The organism is Streptomyces ziwulingensis (assembly GCF_039542605.1).
Taxonomy (GTDB): Bacteria; Actinomycetota; Actinomycetes; order Streptomycetales; family Streptomycetaceae; genus Streptomyces; species Streptomyces ziwulingensis.
In genome coordinates, this window is the sequence record NZ_BAABIG010000054.1 from 90,571 (window position 1) to 116,017 (window position 25,447).

General features: G+C 72.1%; 27 protein-coding genes and 1 pseudogene. 9 read left to right on the forward strand and 19 right to left on the reverse strand.

The window, feature by feature from the left end:
- Positions 1-53: 53 nt before the first annotated feature.
- The 10 genes from ABEB00_RS24955 to ABEB00_RS25000 all read right to left on the reverse strand — a co-directional run bounded on the left by ABEB00_RS24955 (position 54) and on the right by ABEB00_RS25000 (position 9,123).
- Positions 54-413 carry an MmcQ/YjbR family DNA-binding protein gene (locus tag ABEB00_RS24955; protein WP_345622411.1) on the reverse strand — a complete coding sequence of 120 codons (360 nt, stop codon included), beginning with the start codon at positions 411-413 and terminating at the stop codon, positions 54-56.
- 160 nt (positions 414-573) lie between these two features.
- Entirely contained in the window at positions 574-1,476 is a 903-nt protein-coding gene (locus ABEB00_RS24960) for a LysR family transcriptional regulator (protein ID WP_345622413.1), read from the reverse strand.
- A 71-nt stretch (positions 1,477-1,547) separates the two neighbouring features.
- The gene (locus ABEB00_RS24965; RefSeq protein WP_345622414.1) at positions 1,548-2,741 is read right to left on the reverse strand and encodes a glycine C-acetyltransferase; all 1,194 of its coding nucleotides are present in this window, start codon (positions 2,739-2,741) and stop codon (positions 1,548-1,550) included.
- Positions 2,742-2,873: 132 nt separating this feature from the next.
- Positions 2,874-3,902: an L-threonine 3-dehydrogenase gene (tdh, locus tag ABEB00_RS24970; protein ID WP_345622415.1), complete on the reverse strand. Its 1,029-nt coding sequence runs from the start codon at positions 3,900-3,902 to the stop codon at positions 2,874-2,876.
- A 281-nt stretch (positions 3,903-4,183) separates the two neighbouring features.
- The gene (locus ABEB00_RS24975) at positions 4,184-4,795 is read right to left on the reverse strand and encodes a GAF domain-containing protein (RefSeq protein ID WP_345622499.1); all 612 of its coding nucleotides are present in this window, start codon (positions 4,793-4,795) and stop codon (positions 4,184-4,186) included.
- A gap of 115 nt (positions 4,796-4,910) precedes the next feature.
- On the reverse strand, positions 4,911-5,531 hold the full coding sequence (locus ABEB00_RS24980; RefSeq protein ID WP_345622417.1) for a GTP-binding protein: 621 nt from the start codon (positions 5,529-5,531) through the stop codon (positions 4,911-4,913).
- A complete protein-coding gene (locus ABEB00_RS24985; protein ID WP_345622419.1) occupies positions 5,509-5,883 on the reverse strand; it encodes a DUF742 domain-containing protein in 375 nt (124 codons plus the stop codon). The genes ABEB00_RS24980 and ABEB00_RS24985 overlap by 23 nt, the downstream gene beginning before the upstream one ends.
- A 2-nt stretch (positions 5,884-5,885) precedes the next feature.
- Positions 5,886-6,317 (reverse strand): roadblock/LC7 domain-containing protein, encoded by a 432-nt coding sequence (locus tag ABEB00_RS24990; RefSeq protein ID WP_345622421.1) that lies wholly within the window; start codon positions 6,315-6,317, stop codon positions 5,886-5,888.
- A gap of 122 nt (positions 6,318-6,439) precedes the next feature.
- Positions 6,440-8,410, reverse strand: coding sequence for an ATP-binding protein (locus tag ABEB00_RS24995; RefSeq protein WP_345622422.1), 1,971 nt, complete (start codon positions 8,408-8,410; stop codon positions 6,440-6,442).
- Between the two features lie 359 nt (positions 8,411-8,769).
- Entirely contained in the window at positions 8,770-9,123 is a 354-nt protein-coding gene (locus tag ABEB00_RS25000; protein WP_345622423.1) for an ArsR/SmtB family transcription factor, read from the reverse strand.
- Positions 9,124-9,239: 116 nt separating this feature from the next.
- Here ABEB00_RS25000 and ABEB00_RS25005 point away from each other — a divergent pair, with 116 nt between their 5' ends.
- Positions 9,240-10,343, forward strand: coding sequence for an alkene reductase (locus tag ABEB00_RS25005; protein WP_345622425.1), 1,104 nt, complete (start codon positions 9,240-9,242; stop codon positions 10,341-10,343).
- Positions 10,344-10,499: 156 nt separating this feature from the next.
- On the opposite strand, the gene ABEB00_RS25010 is transcribed toward ABEB00_RS25005, so the two are convergent.
- From ABEB00_RS25010 to ABEB00_RS25025, 4 genes are all read right to left on the reverse strand, one after another.
- Complete coding sequence (locus ABEB00_RS25010) at positions 10,500-11,834, reverse strand: tetratricopeptide repeat protein (protein ID WP_345622426.1); 1,335 nt, start codon at positions 11,832-11,834, stop codon at positions 10,500-10,502.
- Between the two features lie 65 nt (positions 11,835-11,899).
- Positions 11,900-12,208, reverse strand: a complete 309-nt coding sequence (locus ABEB00_RS25015; RefSeq protein ID WP_345622427.1) for a chaplin family protein — start codon at positions 12,206-12,208, stop codon at positions 11,900-11,902.
- Positions 12,209-12,440: 232 nt separating this feature from the next.
- On the reverse strand, positions 12,441-13,163 hold the full coding sequence (locus ABEB00_RS25020; protein WP_345622428.1) for a carbon-nitrogen hydrolase family protein: 723 nt from the start codon (positions 13,161-13,163) through the stop codon (positions 12,441-12,443).
- Between the two features lie 154 nt (positions 13,164-13,317).
- Entirely contained in the window at positions 13,318-14,136 is an 819-nt protein-coding gene (locus ABEB00_RS25025) for a phytanoyl-CoA dioxygenase family protein (protein WP_345622430.1), read from the reverse strand.
- A 425-nt stretch (positions 14,137-14,561) separates the two neighbouring features.
- Here ABEB00_RS25025 and ABEB00_RS25030 point away from each other — a divergent pair, with 425 nt between their 5' ends.
- Entirely contained in the window at positions 14,562-15,212 is a 651-nt protein-coding gene (locus ABEB00_RS25030) for an NAD(P)-dependent oxidoreductase (protein WP_345622431.1), read from the forward strand.
- Between the two features lie 70 nt (positions 15,213-15,282).
- Here ABEB00_RS25030 and ABEB00_RS25035 read toward each other — a convergent pair whose 3' ends face one another.
- Together ABEB00_RS25035 and ABEB00_RS25040 are read right to left on the reverse strand one after the other, a co-directional pair.
- The gene (locus tag ABEB00_RS25035) at positions 15,283-16,206 is read right to left on the reverse strand and encodes a TIGR03564 family F420-dependent LLM class oxidoreductase (RefSeq protein WP_345622432.1); all 924 of its coding nucleotides are present in this window, start codon (positions 16,204-16,206) and stop codon (positions 15,283-15,285) included.
- 427 nt (positions 16,207-16,633) lie between these two features.
- Positions 16,634-17,560 (reverse strand): NmrA family NAD(P)-binding protein, encoded by a 927-nt coding sequence (locus tag ABEB00_RS25040; protein WP_345622433.1) that lies wholly within the window; start codon positions 17,558-17,560, stop codon positions 16,634-16,636.
- Between the two features lie 106 nt (positions 17,561-17,666).
- On the opposite strand from ABEB00_RS25040, the gene ABEB00_RS25045 reads away from it, so the two are divergent.
- Positions 17,667-18,230, forward strand: a complete 564-nt coding sequence (locus ABEB00_RS25045) for a TetR/AcrR family transcriptional regulator (RefSeq protein WP_345622434.1) — start codon at positions 17,667-17,669, stop codon at positions 18,228-18,230.
- 836 nt (positions 18,231-19,066) lie between these two features.
- Here ABEB00_RS25045 and ABEB00_RS25050 read toward each other — a convergent pair.
- The gene (locus ABEB00_RS25050) at positions 19,067-19,384 is read right to left on the reverse strand and encodes a hypothetical protein (protein WP_345622435.1); all 318 of its coding nucleotides are present in this window, start codon (positions 19,382-19,384) and stop codon (positions 19,067-19,069) included.
- A gap of 327 nt (positions 19,385-19,711) precedes the next feature.
- Between ABEB00_RS25050 and ABEB00_RS25055 the strand changes: the two genes are divergently transcribed.
- Positions 19,712-20,227 carry a GNAT family N-acetyltransferase gene (locus ABEB00_RS25055; protein ID WP_345622436.1) on the forward strand — a complete coding sequence of 172 codons (516 nt, stop codon included), beginning with the start codon at positions 19,712-19,714 and terminating at the stop codon, positions 20,225-20,227.
- Positions 20,228-20,287: 60 nt separating this feature from the next.
- Positions 20,288-20,743 (forward strand): hypothetical protein, encoded by a 456-nt coding sequence (locus tag ABEB00_RS25060; protein WP_345622437.1) that lies wholly within the window; start codon positions 20,288-20,290, stop codon positions 20,741-20,743.
- Between the two features lie 65 nt (positions 20,744-20,808).
- Here the strand turns inward: ABEB00_RS25060 and ABEB00_RS25065 are convergent, their stop codons facing one another.
- The gene (locus ABEB00_RS25065) at positions 20,809-21,168 is read right to left on the reverse strand and encodes a winged helix-turn-helix transcriptional regulator (protein ID WP_345622438.1); all 360 of its coding nucleotides are present in this window, start codon (positions 21,166-21,168) and stop codon (positions 20,809-20,811) included.
- 98 nt (positions 21,169-21,266) lie between these two features.
- On the opposite strand from ABEB00_RS25065, the gene ABEB00_RS25070 reads away from it, so the two are divergent.
- The 4 genes and pseudogenes from ABEB00_RS25070 to ABEB00_RS25085 all read left to right on the forward strand — a co-directional run bounded on the left by ABEB00_RS25070 (position 21,267) and on the right by ABEB00_RS25085 (position 24,451).
- Positions 21,267-22,106, forward strand: a complete 840-nt coding sequence (locus ABEB00_RS25070; protein WP_345622439.1) for an enoyl-CoA hydratase/isomerase family protein — start codon at positions 21,267-21,269, stop codon at positions 22,104-22,106.
- An 8-nt stretch (positions 22,107-22,114) separates the two neighbouring features.
- A pseudogene (locus ABEB00_RS25075) lies at positions 22,115-22,604 on the forward strand (transposase); the annotation flags it as partial.
- A gap of 166 nt (positions 22,605-22,770) precedes the next feature.
- On the forward strand, positions 22,771-23,418 hold the full coding sequence (locus ABEB00_RS25080) for a DUF6461 domain-containing protein (RefSeq protein WP_345622440.1): 648 nt from the start codon (positions 22,771-22,773) through the stop codon (positions 23,416-23,418).
- Between the two features lie 169 nt (positions 23,419-23,587).
- Entirely contained in the window at positions 23,588-24,451 is an 864-nt protein-coding gene (locus ABEB00_RS25085) for a DUF1963 domain-containing protein (RefSeq protein ID WP_345622441.1), read from the forward strand.
- 250 nt (positions 24,452-24,701) lie between these two features.
- Here the strand turns inward: ABEB00_RS25085 and ABEB00_RS25090 are convergent, their stop codons facing one another.
- A complete protein-coding gene (locus ABEB00_RS25090; RefSeq protein ID WP_345622443.1) occupies positions 24,702-25,352 on the reverse strand; it encodes an NAD(P)H oxidoreductase in 651 nt (216 codons plus the stop codon).
- Between the last annotated feature and the right edge of the window lie 95 nt (positions 25,353-25,447).

Below are 25,447 nucleotides of genomic sequence, written 5' to 3' on the forward strand. Positions count from 1 at the left end.
ACCCAGGGCGGTGGTCGCGCCCGGCTTTCCGGGCGGGGCCGCGGCGCGGGTGCTCAGGCGGTGGGCGGCAGCCCCAGCCGGGGGTACGTCTCCAGCAGGCGGGGCGAGGCGGCCTGGCGCCAGGAGTCGGCGAGGATGTCCCGCAGTTCGCCCTCGCCGTCCAGGGCTGCCAGGCGAGCCCGTACCCACGCGAACTGGGCCTCGTGATCGGCGATCCAGAACTTCTCGGGCTCGGCGAGCACCAGCTCGTCGCGCTCCTCCTTCGGGCAGCGCACGGCGAGGGAGGTCTCGTCCTCGGGCAGCGTGGCGAACATCTTGCCCGCGACCCGGAACGTGGGCATGCTCCACGAGATCTTCTCGGTGGTGTCCGGCAGGGACAGGGCGATCTGGCGTACGTCTTCGGCGACCGGCATGCCAGGCACCGTATCCGCAGCCACTGACACCGGCGCCGGTACTGGCAGTGGCACCGGCACGAGCACCAGTACCGGTGCCGGTGCTCAACCCCCGGCTCGGCCCGGCCGCTTGAGGTGGTCCGGGGCGCCGGGACCGGGTGGGCCGTATGTCAGGTACGGCTCACCGCGGCGCCGCCGCCTCCAGCGCGTCCAGCACCGGGCGGATCAGCGGATGCCCCGCCGCGCCCCGGCGTACCGCGGCGAAGACCCGGCGGGTGGGGGCGACGCCGTCGACCGGGCGGACCACCACGCCGGTGAGATCCGTGCCGCGCAGGGCGGTACGAGGGACGAGGGCCACCCCCGCCCCGGCCGCGGCGAGCGCGACCACCGCGCGGAAGTCGTCGGAGAAGTGCTCCGGGCGGGGCTGGAACCCGGCGCTCTCGCAGGCCAGCACCACCACGTCGTGGCAGGGGTTGCCCGGGTAGGGGCCGATCCACGGGTCCTTGGCCAGCTCCGCGAGCGGTACCTCGTCGGCGCCGGCGAGGCGGTGGGTGACCGGGACGACCGCGTCGAAGGGTTCGGCGTACAGCGCGAGGTGGGTCAGGCGCGGGTCGTCGGCGGCCGGCGCCCCGCGGTACTCGACGGCCACCGCCACGTCGACCTGCCGGTCCAGCACCATCGGCACGCTGGCGTCGCCCTCGGCGTCCTGGACGCGGATGCGGATGCCCGGCGCCGTACCGCCCAGCCGTGCCAGGGCGGGCGCGACGACCAGCGCGATGCCGGTGGCGAAGGCCGCGACGGTGACCGTGCCGGCCCGGCCGGCGTCGTAGGCGGCCAGCTCCGCCTCGGCCCGTTCCAGTCGGGCGAGGACGGCGTGGGTGTGGCCGAGCAGGATCTCGCCGGCGGGGGTCAGCCGTACGCCCTTGGCGCCGCGCTCGACCAGGCGGTGCCCGGTCTCCTGCTCCAGGGCCGTGAGCTGCTGGGAGACGGCGGACGGGGTGAGGTGGAGCGCGGCGGCGGCCGCGGTCACCGTGCGGTGGTCGGCGACCGCCCGGAGGATGTGCAGCCGCCGCGCTTCGATCACGTGGACGATTCTCCCAGGTGGTGGCAGGTGGTGGCAGATGGTGGCGCGTGGTGGCAGGTGCTTGGCGGTGGTCAGGCGTCGAGTTCCGCGCGCGCCGCGACGAAGGCGTTCACCGCGCGGTCGACGTCGTCGGTGGAGTGCGCGGCGGAGAGCTGGACGCGGATCCGGGCCCGGCCCTGCGGCACCACCGGGTAGGAGAAGCCGATCACGTACACGCCGCGTTCCAGCAGCAGCTCGGCCAGGCGCCCGGCCCGCGCCGCGTCGCCGATCATCACCGGCGCGATGGCGTGGTCGCCGGGCAGGACGTCGAACCCCTCCGCGGCCATCCGCCGGCGGAAGAGCGCGGTGTTCTCGGCGAGCCGGACGCGCAGGTCGTCGGCGGACTCCAGCAGGTCGAGGACCTTGAGCGAGGCGGCGGCGATGACCGGGGCGAGGGTGTTGGAGAACAGGTAGGGGCGGGAGCGCTGGCGCAGCAGGGCGACGATCTCGGCGCGCGCGGCGACGTAACCGCCGGAGGCGCCGCCGAGGGCCTTGCCGAGGGTGCCGGTGAGGATGTCGACGCGGTCCATCACCCCGTGCAGCTCGGGGGTACCGCGTCCGCCGGGGCCGACGAAACCGACGGCGTGGGAGTCGTCGACCATGACCATGGCGTCGTAGCGGTCGGCGAGGTCGCAGATCTCCGCGAGCGGTGCGACGTAGCCGTCCATGGAGAAGACGCCGTCGGTGACGATCAGGCGGCGGCGCGCGTCGGAGGCGTCCTTGAGCCGCTGCTCCAGGTCGGCGAGGTCGCGGTTGGCGTAGCGCAGGCGGCGGGCCTTGGACAGGCGGATGCCGTCGATGATGGAGGCGTGGTTGAGAGCGTCGGAGATGACCGCGTCCTCGGGGCCCAGCAACGTCTCGAACACGCCGCCGTTGGCGTCGAAGCAGGAGGAGTAGAGGATCGTGTCCTCCTGGCCGAGGAAGGCCGACAGCCGCGCCTCCAGTTCCTTGTGCACCTCCTGGGTGCCGCAGATGAAGCGGACGGAGGCCATGCCGTAGCCCCAGCGGTCCAGTGCCTCGTGGGCGGCGGCGAGGACCTCGGGGTGGTCGGCGAGGCCGAGGTAGTTGTTGGCGCAGAAGTTGAGCACCTCGCCGGGGCGGCCGCCGGCGGTCACGTTCACGGTCGCCGACTGGGGGCTGCCGAGCACGCGCTCGGGCTTGTGCAGTCCGGCGGCGCGGATCTCGTCGAGGGTGGCACGCAGGTCGTCGCGGACGGAGTCGAACACGGGAGTACTCCTGGGGAGGCGGGGACGGGGTGGGCGGGCTTGCACTGTCGCCGGGGGCTTGCGGTGTCGCCGGGGGCTTGCGGTGTCGCCGGGGGCTTGCACGGTCGTCGGCCCTCAGGGCCGGCCCGGGCCTTACGCGGTCCAGTCCAGGACGACCTTGCCGCCGCGGCCGCTCGCCGCGTCGGCGAACGCCGCCTCGAAGTCGCGGTGCCCGTAGCGGCCGGTGATGACGGGGGCCAGGTCGAGACCGCCCTCCAGCAGCACCGACATCGCGTACCAGGTCTCGAACATCTCCCGGCCGTAGATGCCCTTGATGGTGATCATGGAGGTGACGATCCGGGACCAGTCGACGGCGAACTCCTCGGCGGGCAGGCCCAGCATGGCGATCCGGCCGCCGTGGGTCATGTTGGCGAGCATGTCGCGCATCGCCTCGGGCCGGCCGGACATCTCCAGGCCGATGTCGAAACCCTCGCGCAGGCCCAGTTCCCGCTGCCCGTCGGCGATGGTCGCGGCGGAGACGTTCAGCGCGAGGCTCACGCCGATCTCGCGGGCCAGCACAAGCCGCTCCTCGCTCACGTCGGTGACGACGACGTTGCGGGCCCCGGCGTGCCGGGCGACGGCGGCGGCCATCAGGCCGATCGGTCCGGCGCCGGTGACCAGGACGTCCTCGCCGACCAGCGGGAACGACAGGGCGGTGTGCACGGCGTTGCCGAACGGGTCGAAGATCGCGGCGACGTCGAGGTCGACGGGGACCCGGTGCACCCACACGTTGGCCGCGGGCAGGGCCACGTACTCGGCGAACGCCCCGTCGCGGCCGACGCCGAGGCCGACCGTGGCCCGGCACAGATGCCGGCGCCCGGCCAGGCAGTTGCGGCACTTGCCGCACACCAGGTGGCCCTCGCCGCTCACCAGGTCGCCGGCGGCGACCTCGGTGACGTCGCGGCCGGTCGCGACCACCTCGCCGGCGAACTCGTGCCCGAGGACCAGTGGGGCGCTCACCGCCCCCCGCGCCCAGCCGTCCCAGGCCCGGATGTGCAGATCGGTGCCGCAGATGCCGGTGCGCAGCACCTTGATGAGGACGTCACCGGGTCCGACGGCGGGCTCGGGTACGTCCGCGAGCCACAGACCGGGCTCCGCCTTCTCCTTGACCAGCGCTTTCACCGCTACGGCTCCTGACGGGGTACGGCCCCGGCACCCGGGTACGCCGAAGCGGCCCGCGTCCGGGGCGAGAGGGGGATCACACAGCAATCTGCCCTACGCCGTCACGCGAAGTCCATCGAGGTTTTCTTAACCCGCGCCGCAGCTTTCCTTCACACCGGTCCGAAGGGCGCACCGGTCCGGAGGAACGCACCGGTTCGCATTGGAAGGAGCACACCGGTTCGAGGGAGTGCACCGGTCCGAAGGAGCGCGTCGGTCTCGGGGCACGTGCCGGGCCGGGGGCCTCACAGCGGCAGGCCGTCGTCCGCCGCGCGTTCGATACGGCCGACGAGTTCCGCCGCCGTCGACTTGATCGTCTCCAGCCCGGCCTTCCCCCAGGGTCTGGGCTGTACGTCGGCCGCGCCCACCGTCCCGAGGACGGTGCCCGTGCTGTCGATCAGCGGGGCGCCGAGATAGGAGCGGATGCCGAACTCGTCGACCACCGGGTTGCCCGCGAAGCGGGGGTAGTCGCGGACGTCCTCCAGGACCAGCGCTCTGCGCCGGGCGGCCACATGGGGGCAGAAGCCGTGGTCGCGGGGGTGCACGCGCCCGAACTCGGGACCGGTGCCGTCGGCCCGCACCACCGGGGGGAACAGCGGGATGTGCAGTCCGGCGAAGAACTGCCCGTTCGTCACGAGGAAGTTGACCATGGCGTACGGGGCCCCGGTGACCTCGGCGAGACGGCCGGCGAAGACGTCGAGCGCGGGTTCCACGCGCTCCCCGAGGCCGAGCCGGCGCAGCCGCCGCACCCGGGCGGGGGCCTCGGTGTCCTCGGGCGTGAGCAGCAGCCGTCCGGCGGGGCGCGGCGGGTCGTAACCCGGCGGCGCGGCGTGGTGCGGCGGTGGGGCATGGCTCAGCGGCGAGGCGGCGCTCAGCGGCGGGGGGTCGCTCAGCGGCGGGTCGTGGCTCACGGGCGGGCTCCGGCAGTGTGGGCGTACGTCATGGGCGGCTCCCCAGGGGTGTCGGCGTCGGTCACATGTGGGCGCCGTACCCCGTGGGGGCGGCCGGCGTGTGGGCGATCAGATGGCGTACGAGGGTCAGCAGGGTCTGTACGCCGGAGCTGGAGATCCGGGCGTCGCAGCGCACCACGGGAATCCCCTCGGCCAGGTCCATGGCGGCACGCACCTCCTCGGTGTCGTAGCGGTGGGCGCCGTCGAACTCGTTGACGGCGACGATGAAGGCCAGTCCGCGCTGTTCGAAGAAGTCGATGGCGGCGAAGGACTCCTCCAGGCGTCGGGTGTCGGCGAGGACGACGGCGCCGAGCGCGCCCTCACAGAGTTCGTCCCACATGAACCAGAACCGTTCCTGGCCCGGCGTGCCGAACAGGTAGAGCACGTGTTCGGGGTCGAGGGTGATACGGCCGAAGTCCATGGCCACGGTGGTTTCGAGTTTGTTCTCGATTCCGTCGAGGTTGTCGGTCGCGGCGCTGACGGTGGTGAGCAGTTCCTCCGTGCTCAGCGGCGCGATCTCGCTGACCGCGCCGACGAGGGTCGTCTTGCCCACCCCGAAACCGCCCGCCACCAGGATTTTCAGCGCGGTGGGGAACGGTTCGGCGTCGGCCGCGTCGTAGTCAGAGCTGTCGTCGTAGTCCATCGAGCACTGCCTCCAGAAGGGCCCGGTCCGTGGGGTTGTGGTGGAACGCGGCGGGTGGCCCGGTGGTCAGCGCGCCGCAGTCGACGAGGTCCGACAGCAGCACCTTGGTGACCGCGACCGGGAGCCTCAGATGGGCGGCCACCTCGGCGACCGGGAGAGGAGCACGGCACAGGTCGATCACCTGCGCGTGCTCCGGACCGAGGTAGCCGAGGGGGGCGCCCCCGGTGGCCAGCACCTGCGACATCAGGTCGAGGGCGACGGTGGGCCGGGTCCGGCCGTTGCTGACGGTGAAGGGGCGTACCAGCCGTCCGGCCGCTTCGTCGAGCCAGGGCCCGTCGCCGGCCGTCGTCACGCTCAAGACCTCAACGCCGAGGATTCGACGGCGTGGCGGGGTGCGGTCACCAGGTACGGGCGCACGCTCTTGACCAGCATCGCCATCTCGTAGCCGAGGACCGCCGCGTCGGCCTCGCGGCCGGCGAGCACGGCGAGGCAGGTGCCGGAGCCGGCGGTGGTGACGAACAGCAGGGTCGAGTCGAGTTCGACGACGACCTGGCGTACGTCCCCGCCGTCGCCGAAGCGGATGCCGGCGCTGCGGCCGAGGGAGTACAGGCCGGAGGCGAGCGCGGCCATGTGGTCGGCGCTGTCGGCGTCGAGGCCGTGGACGGACTTCACCAGTCCGTCGCAGGACAGCAGCACCGCGCTGCTCGTGTGCGGCACGCGCTGCACGAGGCCGCTCATCAGCCAGTCGAGATCGGATACATGGCCGGTGGGGGCATCGCTCACCATGGTGGATCGACTCCTTGGGGTACGAAGGTCTGCGGGAGCGCGGGGGGCAGTGGGGGTGGGTGCGCCGGGGTGGGTGGGTGCGGAGGGGTGGGTGGGCAGGGGTGGGTGGGGCTCGGGTCTGGTCATCCCGCCGGTGCGCTCCCGTCGGGCCGGGTGGTGTGGTCGGTGCGGGCCGCGGGCGCGGGCCTCGCCTCGGTCGTACGGGACACGGTGCCCGGGGCGGCCGGGGCGTGCCCCGCCGGTCCCGGCTCGGCCTCCGGCTCCAGGCGCTGCCGGGCCTCCGCGAGACCGATGCCGCGCTGGAAGGCCGCCATGAGGCCGGGGTCGTGACCGGCGAGCTGACCGGTGTCCTGGCGGGGGACGGGCCCTTCGCGCAGTTGGGGCATGAGGTGCTCCTGGGCGCGGCGGCGCGGCAGTTGGGGCTTTCCCATGGTGCCGCGCACGGCGGCGTGCCGCGGTACGGGCGGGGTGCTCGCGTGCTCGGCGAGCAGCCGTCGCTCGTCGGCCCGGACACCGGGCACGGCCTCGGCCGGGTTGGCCCGCCCGGGACGGGCACCGCGCACGGGCAGCGGCGCGGGGCCGGTGCCGGGCGCTGGGGGGTGGGGCGGCGCGGTGGTCGGTACGGTCGCGGGGACCGCCGTACTGGGCGGGGTGGTCGCCGCGGTGGGCCGGGTGCCCTCTGCGGGACCGGGGGTGGGTACGGGTGTGGGTGCGGGTGTGGAGGTGGGTGCGGAGGTGGGCGTGGGGAGGGGCGCGGGCAGCCGCGCCGGTACGCCGGTCCCCGCGCCCCCGGTGGAGTTCGCCGGCACCGTGGGCGTGCCGGGGGCGCCCGGCCGAGCCGCGGGCAGGTCCGGTGCCGTGTCGGGGGGCGCTGCCATGACCTCCGGCGCCGCTCCCAGCAGGGCCTGCGGCACGACGAGGACGGCCTGCACCCCGCCGTAGATGTTGGTCTGCAGACGGACGCCGATGCCGTGCCGTTTGGCGAGCTGGGAGACGACGAACAGCCCGATGCGGCCGTCCGCGAGCAGCCGGCCCACGTTGACCTGGTCGGGGTCGGCGAGCAGGGCGTTCATGCGGTGCTGCTCACGGACGGGCATGCCGAGGCCGCGGTCCTCGACCTCGACGGCGAGCCCGGAGGTGACGAGGTTGGCGCGGAGCAGTACCTGTGTCTGCGGGGCGGAGAACACCGTCGCGTTCTCGACGAGTTCGGCGAGCAGGTGGATGACGTCGGCGACGGCGTGGCCGCGCAGGGTGCCGTCGACGGGCGGCACCAGCCGCACCCGGGAGTACTGCTCGACCTCGGCGATGGCAGAGCGCAGCACCTCGGTCATGGAGACCGGGTTGCTCCACTGGCGCCGGGAGACGGCGCCGCCGAGGACGGCGAGGTTCTCGGCGTGCCGGCGGATGCGGGTGGCGAGGTGGTCGACGTGGAAGAGCCCCTTGAGCAGGTCGGGGTCCTCCATCTCGTTCTCCAGCTCGTCGAGGAGGGTGATCTCCCGGTGCACCAGCGACTGCAGGCGCCGGGCGAGGTTGACGAAGACCTCCAGCTTCTGTTCGCTGCCCGCCTGGCTGGAGAGCTGTGCCGCCTGCACGACGGCGGCGACCGCCCCGTCGTGGGCGCGGGCCAGGTCACCGGCGAGGAGGTCGAAGTCGTCGGCGTCGGCCGGCGGTCCGGCGTGCCGTGTGCGCGGGGAGACGCCCTCGCCGCGGCGCAGGGTGTCGACCAGGGCGCGCAGTTCGGCTTCCTGGCGCGCGGTGCTGCGGCGCAGCGCGCCGACGCGGTCGCGCACGGTGCGGGCGGCCCGCTCGGCGGCGATGGCGGCGACGACCACGGCGGCCAGGGTCACGAATGCCGCGCCGGCCACGACGGCCCAGAGCAGCGGGCCGGGCCGGGAGGCGCTGGACCGGACGGTGAACAGGACGACGGCCGAGGCGCCGAGGGCGACCGCCATCGGCGGCAGCACGGCCAGGCGCAGCAACTGGGAGCGTATGTGCGTCTCGGGCAGGGCGTGCTCGGTGCGGTTGGCCGGCCGCCCGTGCCGCCCGCCCTCACGGCGGTCTGCGCGGGCGGCCGGGGGGCGGAGGTGAGACATCGGTGTCCTCGTACTGGTCCGTGGGGCTGGGTGCTCGCGCGTGGTGCGCCACGCGGGCAGGCGCCATCGCGGTGTCGGCGGTGACCGGCGGTCCGTCCGCGTCACCCGACCGACACTGACAGTAGTCGGCTGCGCCCCGCCTGAGAGGAGCAGTTGGCAAAGTCCCCCGTACGACGTCCCGCTCTGGTATGAGCCTTCGTACGACAGCCCGATAAGCCGATGGGGCAACCGTGGGCGTCAGGCAGGCTTTGACCGTCGGACGGGACGGCCGGGTCGGACGGCCGGGGTGGGGCGACCGGCCCGTGCCGCCAGGGCGGCCAAGGCTGCCAGGGCGGCCGGGGCGGGCGAGCGTGCGACCGTCAGGCGCCCTCGGCGTCCGGCACGGGAATCGGGCGGGCGGCGGCTTCCTTGATCACCATGTCGAGGAGGCCGGGGAAGCGATGGTCCAGTTCCTCTTTGCGCAGGGCGTTGATGCGGCGGGTGCCGACGTCGTGCTGCCGGAGCACGCCGCACTCGCGCAGGACGCGGAAGTGCCGGGTGAGGGCCGACCGGGCCACTTCCTGGTAGAAGCCGCTGCAGGCCAGGCCGGGGCTGGCGGCCAGGGTGGTGACGATGCCCAGTCGGACCGGGTCGGCCAGCGCGCCCATGATCTTGAACAGGTCGAAGTCGGCTTCGTCGGGGTGCGTGAGCGGGGAGGACGTACGGCTGGCCATGGAGGGAGGATACCGCTCGGCCATACTCATGTTCACGATGATGCGTACATGAGTTAGGCTGACAGGACGGGGGCCGCTTGTCCATGTTTCGGTATTTTTGGAAGGTCTGTAAACCTGTGCCTGCTTCACCGCTTTCTTCCGGGTCCTCACTCTTCGAGCCGGTCTCCCTCGGGGACCTCGAACTCGCCAACCGGGTGGTCATGGCTCCGCTGACCCGTTCGCGGTCCGGGTCTTCCGGCGTGCCCGGGGACCTGGTGGTCGAGCACTACCGGCAGCGGGCGAGCGTCGGACTGATCATCGCCGAGGGCACCTACCCCAGCCACGCCTCGCGGGCGTTCGTCGGGCAGCCGGGGATCGTCACCGAGGAGCAGGTGGCCGGCTGGCGGCGGGTCGCCGAGGCGGTGCACGCTCGCGGCGGCCGCATCGTGATGCAGATCATGAACGGCGGTCGCGCCACTCACCCCGACATCAACGGCGGCCGCCGCGTCGTCGCCCCCAGTGCGATCGCGATCGACGCCGAGACGCACACGGAGAAGGGCAAGCAGCCCTACCCGGTGCCGCACGCGCTGACCGTCGAGGAGGCCCGCGAGGCCCTCGACGAGTTCGTCGGCGCCGCTCGCCGGGCGATCGAGGCGGGGGTGGACGGTGTGGAGATCCACGGGGCCAACGGTTACCTCCTGCACGAGTTCCTCTCCCCGGCGTCCAACCGGCGCACCGACGAGTACGGCGGCTCGCCCGAGAACCGGGCCCGCTTCGTCGTCGAGGTGGTCACCGCGGTGGCGAACGCCGTGGGCGCCGGCCGGGTCGGGCTTCGGCTGTCGCCGGAGCACAACATCCAGGACGCCTTCGAGACCGACCGGGACGACGTCCTGGCCACCTACGGCACCCTGCTCGACCGGCTGCGCCCCCTGGGCCTGGCGTACCTCTCCGTACTGCACAAGGAGCCGGCCGGCGACCTGGTCCAGGAACTGCGCCGGCGCTTCGGCGGCAAGCTGATCGCCAACAGCGGCTTCTCCTCGCCGACCACGCGCGAGGAGGCGACACGGCTGATCGAGGCCGCTCACGCCGACGCCGTGGCCGTGGGCCGCGCGGTCATCGCCAACCCGGACCTGGTCGAGCGCTGGCAGGGCGAGCACCCCGAGAACGAGCCGCGGCCCGCGCTGTTCTACACGCCGGGCGCCGAGGGTTACACCGACTACCCGGCTCTGCGCGCGAGTTGACCCTCCCCCTCGCGGCACAGCCGGGGCCCCGCGTGGAAGGCCCCCGAGGCCGACGGCTCGTTCCGCGTGGTGGAGAACATCGGCCTCCATGTCCCGGCCCCCATGTCTCCTCGTCGGGCGCCGACCCGGTCCGGTGCCACCGCCGAAGGCTTCGCCTCAGGTCTCACGGTCCACGGCCCCGCCGCCTTTCCGGACGATGCCCTGGAGCACCACCTGCGGCACTTCGCCGTCGAGTTCCCGCTGTCCGGTGGTGCGGGACCGGTGGTGGCCGTCGGGAGTGGCCTGAGTGCGCGCGGCGAGGAGGAGGTCCTCGTAGGTGTGGTGGCGGCGGTCGGCGATGCGGTGGTGCAGGAGATCGGCCGCGCGTACGTGCTCGCCCGCGTCGACGAGGGCGCGGGCCAGGGTGTCCTGGATGATCTCGCGCTCCACCCGCACCCCGCCGATCCGCTCCGCCTTCTCGCCCAAGGCGCTGAGCAGGTCCACCGCCGCCCGGGGGCGGCCCCCGGTGATCTCCGCCAGCGCCTGGACCACGGGGGCCAGGACATCGCGGAAGTCGGGCCGTGCGTCGGCGGCGGCCCGGCGGGCCAGGGTGTGCAGGTCGTCGGTCGCGGCCTCCACGGCCAAGGCCAGGGCGAGGTTGAAGGTGTGGAAGACCTCCGCCGTCCCGCCCGGTGCGGCCAGCAACTCCCGTACCTGGTCCGGGTCGCTCAGGCCGGCCGGCGCCTGCCCGGCCAGCAGCAGGCGCCAGTTCGTCGCGGACCGCATGCCGACATCCGTGACCGCCAGTGCCGCGTCCGCCCGCCGGCGGGCCTCCGCGAAGTCGCCGCCGGCGATGGACTGCAGCGCGGCATGCCAGTTCAGGTGCCGTACCTGCACCGCCTCCGGATCCGCCCGGAGCCACCCGTCCAGGAACTCGACGGAAGCGCGGCCGGCTCCGAGTTCGTGTTCGGCGTGCGCGAGGGCATGCGCGGCCACGCCCGAGCGGGGGTACCGGGCCAATGCCCGCCCGGCCAGGTCACGCGCCTCCCTGGCCCGCCCCTGCTCCGCCCTGGTCGAGGCCAGCCAGCTCAGCCACGGCCAGTTGTCCGGACCGGCCGACGCCGCCTGCTGCTCCACCAGGGCATCGCCGTGCGCGCGGTAGGCGGCGTCCCCGCAGGAGGAGAACACGCCCAGCATGAGCCCGGCCAGCTCGTCGGCGGGCCACCGGGCGAAGTGCCCCACGAGGTGATCGGCCGCCAGCCGGTACTGCCGGTGGGTGTGGAGGAACACGCCGTACACCAGACTCGTCTGCCGTTCCCCGGCGGCCCGCGCGTCCCGGTGCGCGATCACCAACTGCTCCTTCAGCACGGTATCGCTCAGGCGGTCACCGGTCGCCAGCGTCAGCAGTCCCCGCGCCACCCCGCAGTCCGGAGCCGAGGCCACCCACCTCCGCAGCAGGGGCAGCGTCCGTCCGCTCAGGGACAGCATCGCCTCCACCGCCCGCTCGGCCACCGGCGTATCCGCCGCCGCTCCGCTCACCGGCGCCGGGCCGGACACTCGCCGCTCACCGTGCCCCCTCACACGCTGGAGCGGAACAGGGCGGTGCAGACGATGCCGCTGTTGCCGCAGCGGTTGCGCGGCAGGCTCAACGGCAGACCGGCCGCGTTGCCGGTCCCCAGTCCGCTCCCGGCCACCGTGGCGCCCGCGGCCCCGGCGCTGCCCTGCGTGACGCAGGTGTTGCCGAACACCGCGTTCCCGACCCCGATGACGCTCGCGTGAGCGGCACCGGCCGGAAGCAGGGCCGCCCCGGCCGCCGCGCCCAGTACCGCGACCCGCATACCGGTACGTCCCGCACCACTGCCCGTACCGCGTGTCTCCGTGCCCATGACGTCTCCTTCATCCGGGACCACTCCCGGCGCCCGTACAGTCCGCCCCCGGCCGGACCGGCCCGGACGGCATACCGACCAACGAGCGAACCCGGCTCTCGATACGCGGACAGCACCCGGGCGCCCCTCCGAGACGGGCCGCCGAGGTCGATCGCGGCGAGAGGCCCGGCAGCCCGGCGATGTTCAGCACGGCTTCCGGACGCGACCGCTGCCCGTGCCGGGACGGTTGCGGTCACCCCTGCTTGGTGAAGACCGCCCGCGCGAGGTCGTCCGGGGCGGCGCTCGCCTCGGCGATCAGCTCGCCGGTGGCCGACCAGATGCCCGAACGGCCGGAGGTGCCGTCGAAGCCGCCACCGGTCGGACCCGCGAAGGCCGCCGTCGCGGCCCACACGCCGTGGTCGGCGGCGACCCGGCGGGCCCGCTCGCCGTGCACCTCGGCCTCGTGGTCGGCGTGGACGACGCCCGCGACGTAGCCGTCGATGCCCAGCGCGACCGTCCTCGCGGCATGCTCGGGGATACCGGTGTCGCGGCACACGGCGAGCCCCAGCCGCCACCCGTCGACTTCGAGCACGGCGGGCTCGCCCGGTACGAAGCGGGAGGACTCGCTGCTGTGCAGGCAGACCTTCCCGTAGACCGCGCGAGCGCCGTCCGCGTCCACGGCCAGGATGCCGATGTGCGGGCCCGGGACAGGCGCGCCGACCAGGGCGAGTGTCCCGTTCTCGGCACACGCGGCGACGATGGGCGCCAGTCGTTCGTCGTCCGGGGCCACCGGCGTCGCGTCCAGTTCGTATCCCGTCAGCGACATCTCGGGAAACACCACCAGCCGCGCGTCCGCCGCCCGGACAGCCTCAGCGTGGGCCACCGCGTTGGCCGCCACGTCGCCGGCCACGCACCTCGGCTGCGCCACCGCGATGCTCAACCGCTGCTCCACCCCGGACTCCCCTCGCCAGATCACACGATCACCCCCTCCTGCGCCCGCACCGCCGAAGTATCTCGCAGCGAGGCGGGGGGTCCTTCGCCGACCGCGACGGTCCTCTTCCCCTGCCGGTCCCCCTCTCCCCCCGCCCCTCCTCACGACCCGGCTTGCCGGCGATGGTCGTGCAGCACGTCTATCCGGCGCCGTGGCCGGTGCCGTCCCGGTCCGGACCGGGGGTGCCGGTGCCCCGTCCCAGGCCCCGGCGGATGGCGATCTCCACCGGTGAGTACGCGCCGTCGGCCCGTTCCAGTTCGTACGGCGTGGCCGGCATCAGCGGCGGCTGGGCCATGAGGCGCGGCCGGACCCCATGGTGCGGTTGCGCCGCGTGCACCAGGAACGGATGGCACAGGAAGACGTCGCCCGGGGACCCGGTGGCGAGGGCGAGCGGCCGGTGGTCGGAGGCTGCCACCAGATCGGGGGCGAGGGTCAGACCGCTCGCCCCGTCCTCCCCGTACTTCTCCAGCACCTCCGGCACGTCGAGGTGCGAGCCGACCCGGATCCGGGTCGGGGCGTCCTCCTCACCGACCTCGCTGAACAGGAACAGCATCAGCAGCGCCCGGCCCCGGGAACGCAGGTTCGTGAAGTACCAGCTCTCACCCTCCGGCAGATAGCTGCCCTCGATGTGCCAGCCCGCGTCGTCCGGCTCCTCCTCGTGCGGGAAGCGCAGCGGGAACGTACCCAGCGAGTAGCGCGGCTGCCAGCGTCCCGCGCCGACGAGCAGGTCGTACGCATGATGCAGGCAAGGGGAGTTGGGGGCGGCGGCGAACGGTCCCTGCGCCATGCCGCCCACCCAGTGCACGGGCTGCGTCCACGTCGACGGGTCGTCCGGGGCGCAGCCCGTCTCCCGCCACAGCAGCCGCGCGCAGTCCGCGGCCACGCGCGGGGCGACGGCACCCTCCACCTTCACGAAGCCGTCGCGGAGAAACCGGGATATCAGGGTCGTGTCATCCATGCCCCCATCGTGCGGCGACACCGCCCCCGGCCACCCGACATTCCCCGCACCGCCTTTGTCGGGAGGCGGCGACGCTTCAGCCGACACCGTGCGGTGCGCATGCCGGACGGGTCGTACCGGAGGGGGATCGTGGACCACCTGTCCCGACCCGTTCCGCAAACCGTTCCGCACGGGAAGGCCCGCGGCACCGGACAGGGGCCTTCCCGCACGCGCGAGCCTGCCGCCCGCCGCGACTGCCCGGCGGCGTGGCCGCCCCGGCAACCGGAGTGAACGCCATGTGCGGCCGGCGTCGGCGTCGACGTCGGCCCTTGCCGCGTCGGTCAGGCTTTTCACCCTGTCGCACCGGTCCGGCGTCGCGGCCACCCCCTTCGTGCCTGCGTACGGTCGGGCGCAGGACGGAACACGACAGAAGGAGACATTCCGCGATGAGCACCCTCACCCTGTACGGCGCCACCGGCACCATCGGCTCCCGCGTCCTGGACGAGGCGCTGCGCCGCGGCCACTCGGTCACCGCGGTGGTCCGCGACCCGGCGAAGCTGACCGTCGAGCACCCGGCCCTGACCGTGGTGGACGGCGACGTACTGGACGTGGCCTCGGTGGCCGCGCACGCCCGGGACGCGGACGTGGTGGTCAGCGCGGTCGGCGGCGGTGACGGCCCCGGTCATCAGGCGTTGATCGAGCCGTCCTTCCAGTCGCTGGTGGCCGGTCTGCGCACGCTGGGCCCGGAGGCGCCGCGCCTGATCACGGTGGGCGGAGCCGGGTCGCTGCGCACCCCGGACGGGAAGAGGGTGTGGGACGCCCAGGGCCTGCCGGACGTCGCCCTCCAGATCATGCACGCGCACGGTGACGCGCTGGCCTTCCTGCGTACCGTCACCGACGTGCGGTGGACCAACCTGTCGCCGGCGGGCACCATCGCCCCGGGTGAGCGCACCGGCGCGTACCGCGTGGGCCTGGACGACCTGCTGGTCGACGCGGACGGCGAGAGCCGGATCTCCACCGAGGACTATGCGGTGGCCCTGGTGGACGAGATCGAGGAACCGAAGCACGTCGGTGAGCGTTTCACCGTGGCGTACTGACGGCGCCGCCCCGCGAGCGGTCGCGGACCGGTCCCCGGGAGCCGCGACCGCCGCGTGCCGCGTGCCGCGTTCAGCCGGCCAGCTCGCCGAGGAGTGCCCAGGTACGGCGCCGGTCGGCCTCTCCGGCGATCTCCGTCCCGGAGAACACCACCTCCGTGGCGCCGGCGTCCCGGTACCGGCGTACTTCGTCGGCGACCGTCCGCTCGTCGCCGATGACCGCGACGTCGACGGCCCGCCGGCCGCCCGACAGCCCGATGGCCCGTGCGTAGGAGGGGAACTGCTCGTAGAAGGAGAGCTGTTCGGCGGCCTGCTCCCGCACGGCGTCGACATCGTCGGTGACCACGCCGTACACGAGGGCGACGACGCGGGGCGCGGGACGGCCGGCGGCTCGCGCCGCCGCCGTCACCGCCGGAACGATGTGCTCGCTCAGTGCGCGCGGCCCGGCCAGATAGGGCAGGATGCCGTCCGCCAACTCACCGCTGGCACGCAGCGCCTGGGGACCCATCGCGGCGACGAGCAACGGCACACCGCCCTCGGCGCCGGGTACCCGTGCGGAGAGCGGAGTCTTCGCGGTGAGCAGTTCGCCGTGGAAGTCGGCGGTGCCGGTCTCGGTGAGTTGCCGTAGCGCGGTGAGGAATTCACGGAGGCGGGCGATGGGGCGTTCGTAGGGGATGCCGAAGCCGGTCTCGGTCAGGAGCGCGGTGCCGAGCGCCAGTCCGAGGTGGTAGCGGCCGTGCGTGGCTGCCTGGGCGGTCTGGGCCTGGCTGGAGACCACCAGCGGGTGGCGTCCGAACACGGGGATCGCCGATGTCCCCACATGCAGGCCGGGCACTTCCCGCCCGACGACTGCCGCGAGTTGGGGTGAGTCCGCGCCAAAGGTCTGTCCGAACCAGGCCGACCGCAGCCCGGCGGCCGCGGCTTCGCGTGCGAGACTCACGGAAGCGTCGACCTGGTTGGTGGCGCCGGCCGCGTTGAGGGCTACACCTGTAGTCATGTCTACGAGAACGACCGGCATTCGGGTACTCATTCCGGTTCTTCGATGACGGCCGCGTGTCAGTCGCGTGTACGAGGCGACGTCGCGGAAGAGCACCGCGTCGTCCGGGGAGGTGGCCGGCGTCCGGCGAACACGGCTCCACGGCTGTCACGCACCAGCTCGTTGAGGTCGTTCAAGCAGTAGGTGACGGTACAGGCGACCGACGAACCGGAAGGCCGAGCGGTCGCGCGCGGCGGGCACGCGGCGCTGGTCCAGTTGTTCACGTCCGGCACGACCGGGGCGCCCAGTAGCTCGCCGGTTCCGATCAAGGCGCTGGCTTCGTTCCATGCCGAGCGGCCCTGTACCTCCCCCTCCCCCGGCGCCCGGCCTCCCGCCGGTGCCGGTCGGTGCGGTCCGGCCCCGCCGAGCAGCGGGCACACCTGCCGGCTCAGGCGGCGGCGGTCCGCAGGTGCTCGTGGGCCCACGTCTCGAAGCTGGTCAGGTCGATGCCCAGCGCCCGGGCGAACCGAGGCCGGGCCGGCTGACCGACCACCTCCATGAACTCGTGCGTGGCACCCATGTCGCCCATGCCGGCGGCGCGGGCCTGCTCCTCGGTCATGTCCGGAGCCGTCAGCGGGACGCCCAGGGCGCGGGAGAGGATCCCGGCGATCTCGGTCATCGTCAGGTAGTCACTGCTGAGTTCCAGTTCCACCCGGTGGAACTCGGCGGGGGCGGACAGCGCGGCCGCCGCGGCTCGGCCCACGTCCTCGGCGGCCACCAGCGCCAGGTGCGTGCTCGGTTTGACGACGGTGACGAGGCCCCCTTCGACGCCGCGCGGGAAGTAGAACCGCATGGACGGCTCGAAGTTCTCCATGAAGAACGACGGCTTGAGCAACGTCCAGCGGGGGAAGTCCAGTTCACGCAGCCGGTCCTGGATCGCGGCCTTCGTGCCGAGCGGGGCCTCCATCACCCGCCACCGTCCTTCGGCCCAGCCCGGGGCCTCGACGTGCTGTCCCACGCCGCTGGTGGAGGACTGGACGAACTGCTCCACGCCCGCGGCCCGCGCCGCCGTCATGAGGTTGTCCGCCTGGCGGACCTCACCGGCGAAGTCGAATCCCCGCTCGGTGTACGCCGGCATCTGCACGGAGAAGACGGCCCGCACGCCGTCCACGGCCGCCTCCAGGGTGGCCGGTTCGGTGAGATCGCCCACGCACAGGCGGGCGCCGAGTTCCTCGACGGCCCGGGCGCGCGGCGTGCTCGGATCGCGTACCAGGGCCCGCACCGGTGTTCCCCGCGCGAGCAAGGCGCGGGCGGCGGCGCCACCCTGACGGCCAGTGGCACCGGCGACGAGGACCGGTGGTGCGGCAGTGGTCATGTGCACATCTCCTCGGAAGATCACGCGCACCATAAACGGCGGGGCCCGCCGTTTATGGTTGGCTACCATACGGCGGGGCCCGCCACTTATCAACATCGGGGAGACCATGACCGGCCGACGCTCGGACGCCCGCCGCAACCACACGCACATCCTCGCCGTGGCCGAGGCCGAGGTGGCCGCTCGCGGAGCCCAGGCGTCCCTGGAGCGGATCGCCCGTGTCGCGGGCGTCGGATCAGCCACCGTGCGGCGCCACTTCCCCACCCGCAAAGCCCTGCTCGAAGCCGTCTTCCGACAGCGCGTCCACGCCCTGTGCGAGCAGGCCCGCACGCTGGGCGGCGAGCCCGACAGCCGCTCCGCGCTGGTGCGCTGGCTACGCGAACTGCTCGCTTACTCCCTGGCCGCGCGCGGTCTGGCGGACGTGCTCTCCTACCAGCCCCTCCAGGACGAGGCCACCCAGGACTCGTGCGCGACGGCCATCGGCGAGGCCGGCGCCCCGCTGCTGCGCAGGGCCATCGACGACCGGGCCGTCCGCTCGGACCTCAGCATCGAGGACCTGCTCGTACTGATCGTCGGGATCGCCCTGGCCACCGAGAACCACACCGACCCGAAGACGCAGGCGGACCGCGCCTTCCGGCTCGCCGTCGCGGGCCTCGGGACCGACGGCACCTGAGCGGGTCACCACGCTTGCCCGGTCCTTCGTCCGCTCGGCTTCCCCGAACCTGCGGGCCTCGACGGCCTCGGGGAACATCGGTACAGCGGTTGGCGCTGAGAACGATCATGATCAAGGTGAAATTGTCCTGACCCGGTTCTTGTTACGTGCGGCGGGCCCGCGCTGGGCATGGGCCACCGGGAGGCCCTGGCCGCCGTCGATCCGATGCTCTGAGGGGGAATGCCTGCCGGCTCCGGCTCCGGCTCCGGCTCCGGCTCCGGCTCCACGATGCCCGACGACCGGCGTCCACCGTCGGTCGCCTCGGCCCACTGCCTGAACACCATTTCAGACTGCGTCGAGCCGGGCCAACTGCCACTCGGTTCCGGTCAGTTACTTACGGAGCAGCTCAGCTCGTACTTCCAGCTCAAGCCGTTGCCGGACCGTCCACGTCCGACCAGTACGAGTATCCCGCGGAGACTTCACACCAGCCTTGCTGACCAGCGGGAACCAGGATGGCGGATCTTCACTGAGGCCCGCCGCCCACCGCTGACCTTCGGTCAGCCGCTGGTGTCAACCGCCGCATGCGGACGTGCGGGCTGAGTTACAGGCCCTGAGTTGGGCTACCCGAGCGATCCGTTCCCCTCGGGCGGCGAGATGGACGCGGATCGACAGTCGGGCTCAGGACAAAGGGGGCAGGATCTTGGACTCCGGAGGCTTGGTGACCTTCGGACCGACTCCGTACTCCTCCCAAGTCGTCGTGAAGGAGTGTTTCCCGTCACGGCCCACGGTCCGCAGAGGCACCGGCTCACCTGTGGTGGCGAGGTACACGGTGCTCTCCACGCCGCCCCGCTCAGCCTTCAGGCCAAGACGGGCCGCCCGTTCACCCGGGTCTCGGCGTCGTTCGTGACTGTGAAGTGCTGCTGCGTCAGCTTGCCGGCGACGCCTGGCGAGCCGAGCGCGACCGGCAGGTACAGCCCAGGCTCCACTGGGGCGCCCGTGCGGTCAGCCAGCATCGCACCGCGCTGCTGTGGGGTGATCCAGGTCCGCTCGCCGAGGCTGGTGAAGCGCCAGGCGAACCCCTGTTCGTCGGTGAGCAGGCCCATGCAATCGTCGCCGCCGTGCAGCGCATGGATGTCGCTGACCTGGTGGCCGCCGGACACCTGGACGGTGTGCACCGATGCCGCATCCAGTGCCTTGTCCAGCGGGTGAAGATGCGGGCCACCGACTGCCCTTCGGTTCCGTTGGGCTCGCCGATCGCGCCGTCGCCGTTCGATGAGCAGCCAACTGCCATCGCAAGGGCGGCCAGGCCGGACCACTGAGCCTCCGCCAACGTGAAGTCGCAGGCCAAAAAACTGGTGTGACCGATTCTCGGCATGCTCACTCTGGTCGTGGGCAGGTGTCCGCAGAGGAGATCGTTCGTCAGGAGCCGTTCTCGTGGGAGGAGGCGCCGACAGCGGGAAATGCGGTTCGTTCTGCGGTACCTGTGCTACTACGGTGGCGCGATGGTGCACGTGCAGGAGATGAACGAGGCCGACATCGAGGCCGTTTCGACGATCCGAGTCCGAGGATGGCAGGCGGCGTACGCCGGCATTGTTCCCCAGACGTATCTGGATGCCATGACGGTGGAAGGTGATGCCGGTCAACGGCGGCAGTGGTTTTCTCAACCCGAACGAAAGCCTCAAGACCTTGTGGCGCTCGGTGACCCTGGGCCGGTGGGGTGGATCTGCTTCGGGCCGTATCGAGGTGAGATACCCGGTCCGGAACGGGTCGGTGAGGTCTACGCCCTGTACATCTCGCCGGATCTGATCGGCCAGGGTATCGGCCGGACTCTCCTGGCTGAGGCTCACGCTCAGATGAAGGGTCAGGGCTTCGAGACATCAGCTTTGTGGGTGTTGTGTGACAACCGACGAGCCCGGCGCTTCTACGAGCGGGCCGGCTACCAGGCCGACGGTGCGGCTCAGGACGATGTCTACGACGGGATCACGCTCACTGAGCTCCGCTACCAGCGCGTGCTTTGACAGGGGCCGATCTGTCGGTTCCCGCTCACCGCGACCGGGCGGCCTTCCACCATCCGGTCCATGCTGGATCCCGAGCTGCTGGAACGGATCACCGCGCGTCGCGCGGAACCGGACGAACTCGAAGAAACGCCGGCCAAACAGTTGACGGAAGTGCGGGCCGAGCGGGACGAACTCGCCGTCGCCGAACGTGTCCTCGAGCGGATGACCGGGCAGCTCGCTGAGGAACGCGCCTCGGCCGCGCCCATGCCCGGGCAGGTGGCCGGACGAGCAGTGATGCTGATCCCGCACCGCGAACCGGGCGTGGCGGAGGACTCGCTCCCGTGGGACTACCAGCGCATCATCGCCGCTGTGCGGCAGGCATCTGGACCGGTCATGGCCCGCGAGGTCGGGGAGGTGGTGGGCGTGGACGTCAGCGTGCGGTCCAAGCTGGAACCGCTACGCAGCAAGCTGGTCAGGCTTGTGGATCGCGGCTGGCTCCGCACATTGCCCGACGGCCGGTTCATCACCCGTCTGTGACCAGAGCCCGGCTCACCAGGGCGCGTCTTCGACCGATGAAGTGACGGACGGCGCGGGCCTCGGCTTCAACTGCGCGTATGCCGCTGGTCGTAGCGGGAGCGGGAGGCGTCCACTGTGTCGAGGTGAGTGCCCACCCACCTCAGCAGGGTCTGCAGAGGGTCCTGGAGGGTGCGCCCCAGAGGGGAGATGCGGTACTCGACCGCCACGGGCTCGGTGGACAGGATCACTCGTTCGATCACGCCGTTGCGTTCCAGCCGCCGCAGACATGCCGTCAGGGATTTCGGGGTGACCGCGGGCAGGTGCTGGCGAAGCTCGTTGAAACGCCGGGGGCGATCGCACAAGGCGTCCAGCACCAGTAGCGACCACTTGTCGAAGAGCTGGTCGAGCAGTTGTCGACCGTTGTCACCGAGCTCTATGTGGGTCACGCCGGTCTCCTCGGGGATACCTGATTTCGTTGCAGTATACCGGAACTACTAGATATACATCAGATATCTAGTAGTTCGATCCGCGAGGAAGGCTCCCTATGGCCGACACCTACTCGACCCTGCATGTCTCTGTCACCGACGGTGTGGCGTATGCGATCGTCGACAACCCTCCCGTCAACCTGCTCGATGCCGCCCTCATGACGGACCTGGACCGGTTCACGGGTGCCATGTCCGCCGCCGCCGACGTCCGAGTGATCGTTTTCGACAGCGCGGACCCGGACTTCTTCATCGCGCACGGAGACATGCGCATAGCCGAGGACCCTCAGTCGTTCGCGGCGCTTGATGTCGCCTCGGAGCAGGACCCCTCATTGAATCCGATGATGCGGCTGCACGAACGCATCCGGACCCTGCCGCAGATCACCATCGCCAAGCTGCGCGGGCTGGCACGCGGAGGCGGTGCGGAACTGCTGTCCGCGATGGACATGCGGTTCGCGGCTCGTGAGCATGCCGGCTTGGCTCAGCCGGAAGACACGATGGGCATCATCCCGGGCGCGGGAGGCACCGTCTATCTGCCCGGCCTCGTCGGCCGGGCACGCGCGCTGGAGATCATTCTCAGCGGCCAACTGGTCGATGCGCCGACCGCGGAACGGATGGGCTGGGTGAACCGGGCCGTGCCGGCTGCCGAGCTGGACCACGTCGTCGACACCCTGGCCGCCCGCATCGCCACCCTGGCGCCCGGCGTCGCCCGCGCCACGGTCGAGGCGGTGGACGCCGCAGCGGTGTCCACCGCCGATGGCCTGGCCACGGCGAACGAACTGTTCGGCCAGCTCTTCAGCACTCCCGACGCGAGCCGCCGCGGAGAGGCGGCACTGGCCGCCGGCGCGCAGACCCGGGACGGAGAGCGCCGCTTCGAGGCCCTGATCGACGGCCTCGCCTGAAGCAGCTCAGACCGTCGCCACCGTGCTTCAAGGCGTCGAAGTCGACCGTGCACCGCCGCTTCGCCGCCTGGTCGCGAGCTGGGGTCTCGGGCCGACCGCATCAGAGGGTTCTCCAGCTCCTGGACGAACAGGACCTGGTCGACCTGTCCCGTGTGGTCCTCGAATCAGCGCACGTAAGGGCTAGAAAGGGGCGAACTTGCAGGTCCGAGCCCCGTGGGCCGGGGCAAGCCAAGTTCCAAGACGCACGTCCTGTCCGACGCGAACGGACTGCCCCTACGCGTCGGACTCTCCGCGGCCCACACCCATGACAGCCGCGCCCTGAAGCCCCGGCGTCTGCACGCCGATAAGGCGTACGGCGTCCCCCACCTGCGGCGATGGCTATGGGGTAAACGCATTGGCGTCCGTATCGATCGCAAGGGCATCGACTCCGGCGAACGACTCGGCCGTCGTAGGTGGGGCATCGAACGCACCATGTCCTGGCTGACCGGCCACCGACGCGGCGAAACACGTCCAGTTGAGGGCTGTGGCGAGGGGGCGGCGGGCGGGGGGGCTACGGTAACCGTCGTCATTCCCCGATCGGGGCATTGCCAGCCGCAGGTCCTCCCGGCGTCATCTGCGGCACCGCTGCCGGGGAGGCCACCCGCGCCCCTGAGGAAAGAGGTCCATGATGCCCACGCCCGGCTTCCCGCCGCACACGCTCGACCCCGAAGGAACGCCGATATGGATCACTGATCTGGCCTCCGACGCCCCCAACCACATCCTGCACGTCGTGCGCGGCATCGAACCGGCGGAGGCGCTGGAAAGGCTCGGCGCCAAGACGAGGTTGATGCAGCCCTGCGAACTGCCCGACGCCAGGCCGGACGAGTGGACGTCACTGCCGTGCGCGGCTCTCGGTATGGACCCGGGATCGTCCGCGGCGCTGTTGGCGGGACGCGTCGGCGAGTGGACCTTCGTCTACGACGACTCCGGGTTCACCTTCGACGACGCGGCGAAGGCACTGTCCGCCGATGGACGGATGGCGGCCACGAGCGTGTTCAGCGTCAACGGGGACGCCAGCCTCACCTATGCCGTCGACGGCAAGCAGGTCGCATGGGTCGACGTCGACGGTCTCGCCCTGGAGGAGGATCTTCCCCGTATGCCCGCCGAACTGCGTGCGGCATTCGAAGCCGCCGGCACCGTGGAGGAGGAAGTCCTCGAGCCGGGCGAGGCCGACAGCGCCATCACCATGCGTGCCGTCTGTGCTCTGGCCGGCCTCCCGCTCACCCTGAGCGCCCTGCGTCAGGTTCCGCTGGTGGTCCTGCCGTTCGGCTGACGGTGCTGCCCGTGACGTCGGTCGGGCGAGCGGCACCGTCCGACCGCCGGGGGTGCCTTCGGGGTCTGCTCGTGGCGGCGTGGCGCCGTGTCGTCGAACGCCAACGGGCGGGCGCCGCAGGGGAGATGCGCTGTCTCCCGCCCTCCGCTTCGTTCGGTACGGTGCGCCCATGACGTCTGCGATACGGGACCGGTTCCGTCCCTTCCGCGAAGAAGCCGAGGCCCGAGGCGTGCCGGCCGACGATGTGGAGCGGTGGCTGGCCACAGCCCGTCCCTGTGCCACCCTGGCACTGTCCGACGACGACACCGGACCGGTCGTGGGACGGTTCGGCGGCGCCCTGCTGCTTCCGGCCGACACCCCGGACCCCGGACACCCCTTCGTGGCCTCGGTCGACCTCGCCGCACTGCCGGCCGGCGCGACGGACCTCCCCTTGCCGCCCGATGGCCGGTTGCTGTTCTTCGCCCTGCCCGAGACCGGGGAGTGCACTTCCATGGGCACCGTGATCCACGTGCCAGCCGACGCGGCCGTCATGCGACGGGATCGGCACGCCTGGAACCCGACGAACATCGCCGAGTGCGACAGGATGTTCGCGAGCTATCCGGAGGGGCCGCTCCGGGCGCGGACCGATGTGTCGCTCCCCCACCACCAGTTCGTCGTTCCCCCCGGTGAGGAGGAAGCCGTATACCTTCCCGGGCATCCCTACTGCTCCGAACTCGTCGAGATCTGGGCGGACACCAGGAACCTCATCGCGCCCTCGGCGCAGATGCAGATCGGAGGATACGCGGACGAGGAGATCGTGGAGTTCGACCCGGTCGACGTCGCGGCGTCCGTCGCGGCGCAGGCGGTGGGCGCCGGCCGCTGGGACGGTCCCGTCTCGGCCGACGTGGCCGACTGGGTGCTCCTCGCCGACTGGTACGCCGGCAGGGACGTGGAGAAGCGGGAAGGCGCGACCGTCCACTGGGTGATCCAGCGCGAGGACCTCGCGGCCCGACGCTTCGAGCGCGTGTTCACCACCGTCTTCTGGAACCCCTGAGCAGGCCATGACGGGGGCGAGCCGGAGCCGCAGGCTACCGGTCTTCGACCACGAGGGCGTACATGCGGCGCACGGGACCGCCTAGGAAGTCGTCTGCCCGCGGCGAGCTGGACGGGCGAGCCAGGTTCCGAGGGGCGGGAAGCGGCCGACGCCGGCCAGGTCCCCGTCCGGCCGAGGGGGAGCCGGCCGGCCGGTCCGCACCGCCGGACCGGCCGACCGCCCCCGGGGGCGGCTGCGCGGGCTCCGACGGTCAGGCCGTCACGGTCTCCTCGGCGAGGAACTTCTCCACGTACTCCCGTGCGCGTTGATCGAAGGCCGCGTAGTGCGCCTCTCGCTCGGCGCCCGCGACCGCGTCGCCGACCAGCAGTCTGCCGTCGGCGTCGGAGAGCAGGCCGATGGTGGAGTGCGACAAGCCGCAGTAGTGCGCGATGCCCTCGCTCAGGCTGGTGAGGACGGTCCTCATCCCCTCCGTGACGGGATCGTCGGCGGTGGCGCCGGCCAGCCCCAGCCACAGGATGCGCTTGCCGGCCAGTCGGGGCGTGCTGCGGCCGTAGGCGAACCCGTAGTTCCACACACGGTCGATCCAGCCCTTGAGGATGGCGGGCACGTTCTGCCAGTACACCGGGAAGACGGCGACGACCACATCGGCGTCGAGGAGGCGCCGCATGTGGGCGTGCGTTTCGTCCGAGTACTTCCTGTCCCGGTCGCCCCACTCCGGCTGGTCGGCCACGTTCATACGGGGGTCGAACCCCTCGGCGTGGAGGTCGAGCAGGTCGACGCGGTAGCCGGCGTTTTCGAGCCGGGCGGCGGCGCGGCGGGCCGTGTGCGCGGTGAGGGAATCGGGGCGGTGGTGTGCGATGACGACGAGGGCTGTTCTGGCGTGACTGTCCTGCTGCGGCACGGTGACTCCCGGCTGGTCTCGGTCGGTTGCGATGAGTCCAGTACAGCCGCGACGGTTTAGATGATCCATGGGAGATACGCTGCGAAACATAGGAG

Coding starts and splice junctions, on each gene's coding strand:
- ABEB00_RS25055 (WP_345622436.1), top strand. CDS start 19,712: ATGGTGCACGTGCAGGAGATGAACGAGGCCGACATCGAGGCCGTTTCG.
- ABEB00_RS25060 (WP_345622437.1), top strand. CDS start 20,288: ATGCTGGATCCCGAGCTGCTGGAACGGATCACCGCGCGTCGCGCGGAA.
- ABEB00_RS25085 (WP_345622441.1), top strand. CDS start 23,588: ATGACGTCTGCGATACGGGACCGGTTCCGTCCCTTCCGCGAAGAAGCC.
- ABEB00_RS25025 (WP_345622430.1), bottom strand. CDS start 14,136: ATGGATGACACGACCCTGATATCCCGGTTTCTCCGCGACGGCTTCGTG.
- ABEB00_RS25030 (WP_345622431.1), top strand. CDS start 14,562: ATGAGCACCCTCACCCTGTACGGCGCCACCGGCACCATCGGCTCCCGC.
- ABEB00_RS24990 (WP_345622421.1), bottom strand. CDS start 6,317: ATGGTGAGCGATGCCCCCACCGGCCATGTATCCGATCTCGACTGGCTG.
- ABEB00_RS25040 (WP_345622433.1), bottom strand. CDS start 17,560: ATGACCACTGCCGCACCACCGGTCCTCGTCGCCGGTGCCACTGGCCGT.
- ABEB00_RS25070 (WP_345622439.1), top strand. CDS start 21,267: ATGGCCGACACCTACTCGACCCTGCATGTCTCTGTCACCGACGGTGTG.
- ABEB00_RS25080 (WP_345622440.1), top strand. CDS start 22,771: ATGATGCCCACGCCCGGCTTCCCGCCGCACACGCTCGACCCCGAAGGA.
- ABEB00_RS24980 (WP_345622417.1), bottom strand. CDS start 5,531: ATGGACTACGACGACAGCTCTGACTACGACGCGGCCGACGCCGAACCG.
- ABEB00_RS25045 (WP_345622434.1), top strand. CDS start 17,667: ATGACCGGCCGACGCTCGGACGCCCGCCGCAACCACACGCACATCCTC.
- ABEB00_RS25015 (WP_345622427.1), bottom strand. CDS start 12,208: ATGGGCACGGAGACACGCGGTACGGGCAGTGGTGCGGGACGTACCGGT.
- ABEB00_RS25000 (WP_345622423.1), bottom strand. CDS start 9,123: ATGGCCAGCCGTACGTCCTCCCCGCTCACGCACCCCGACGAAGCCGAC.
- ABEB00_RS25035 (WP_345622432.1), bottom strand. CDS start 16,206: ATGACTACAGGTGTAGCCCTCAACGCGGCCGGCGCCACCAACCAGGTC.
- ABEB00_RS24995 (WP_345622422.1), bottom strand. CDS start 8,410: ATGTCTCACCTCCGCCCCCCGGCCGCCCGCGCAGACCGCCGTGAGGGC.
- ABEB00_RS24955 (WP_345622411.1), bottom strand. CDS start 413: ATGCCGGTCGCCGAAGACGTACGCCAGATCGCCCTGTCCCTGCCGGAC.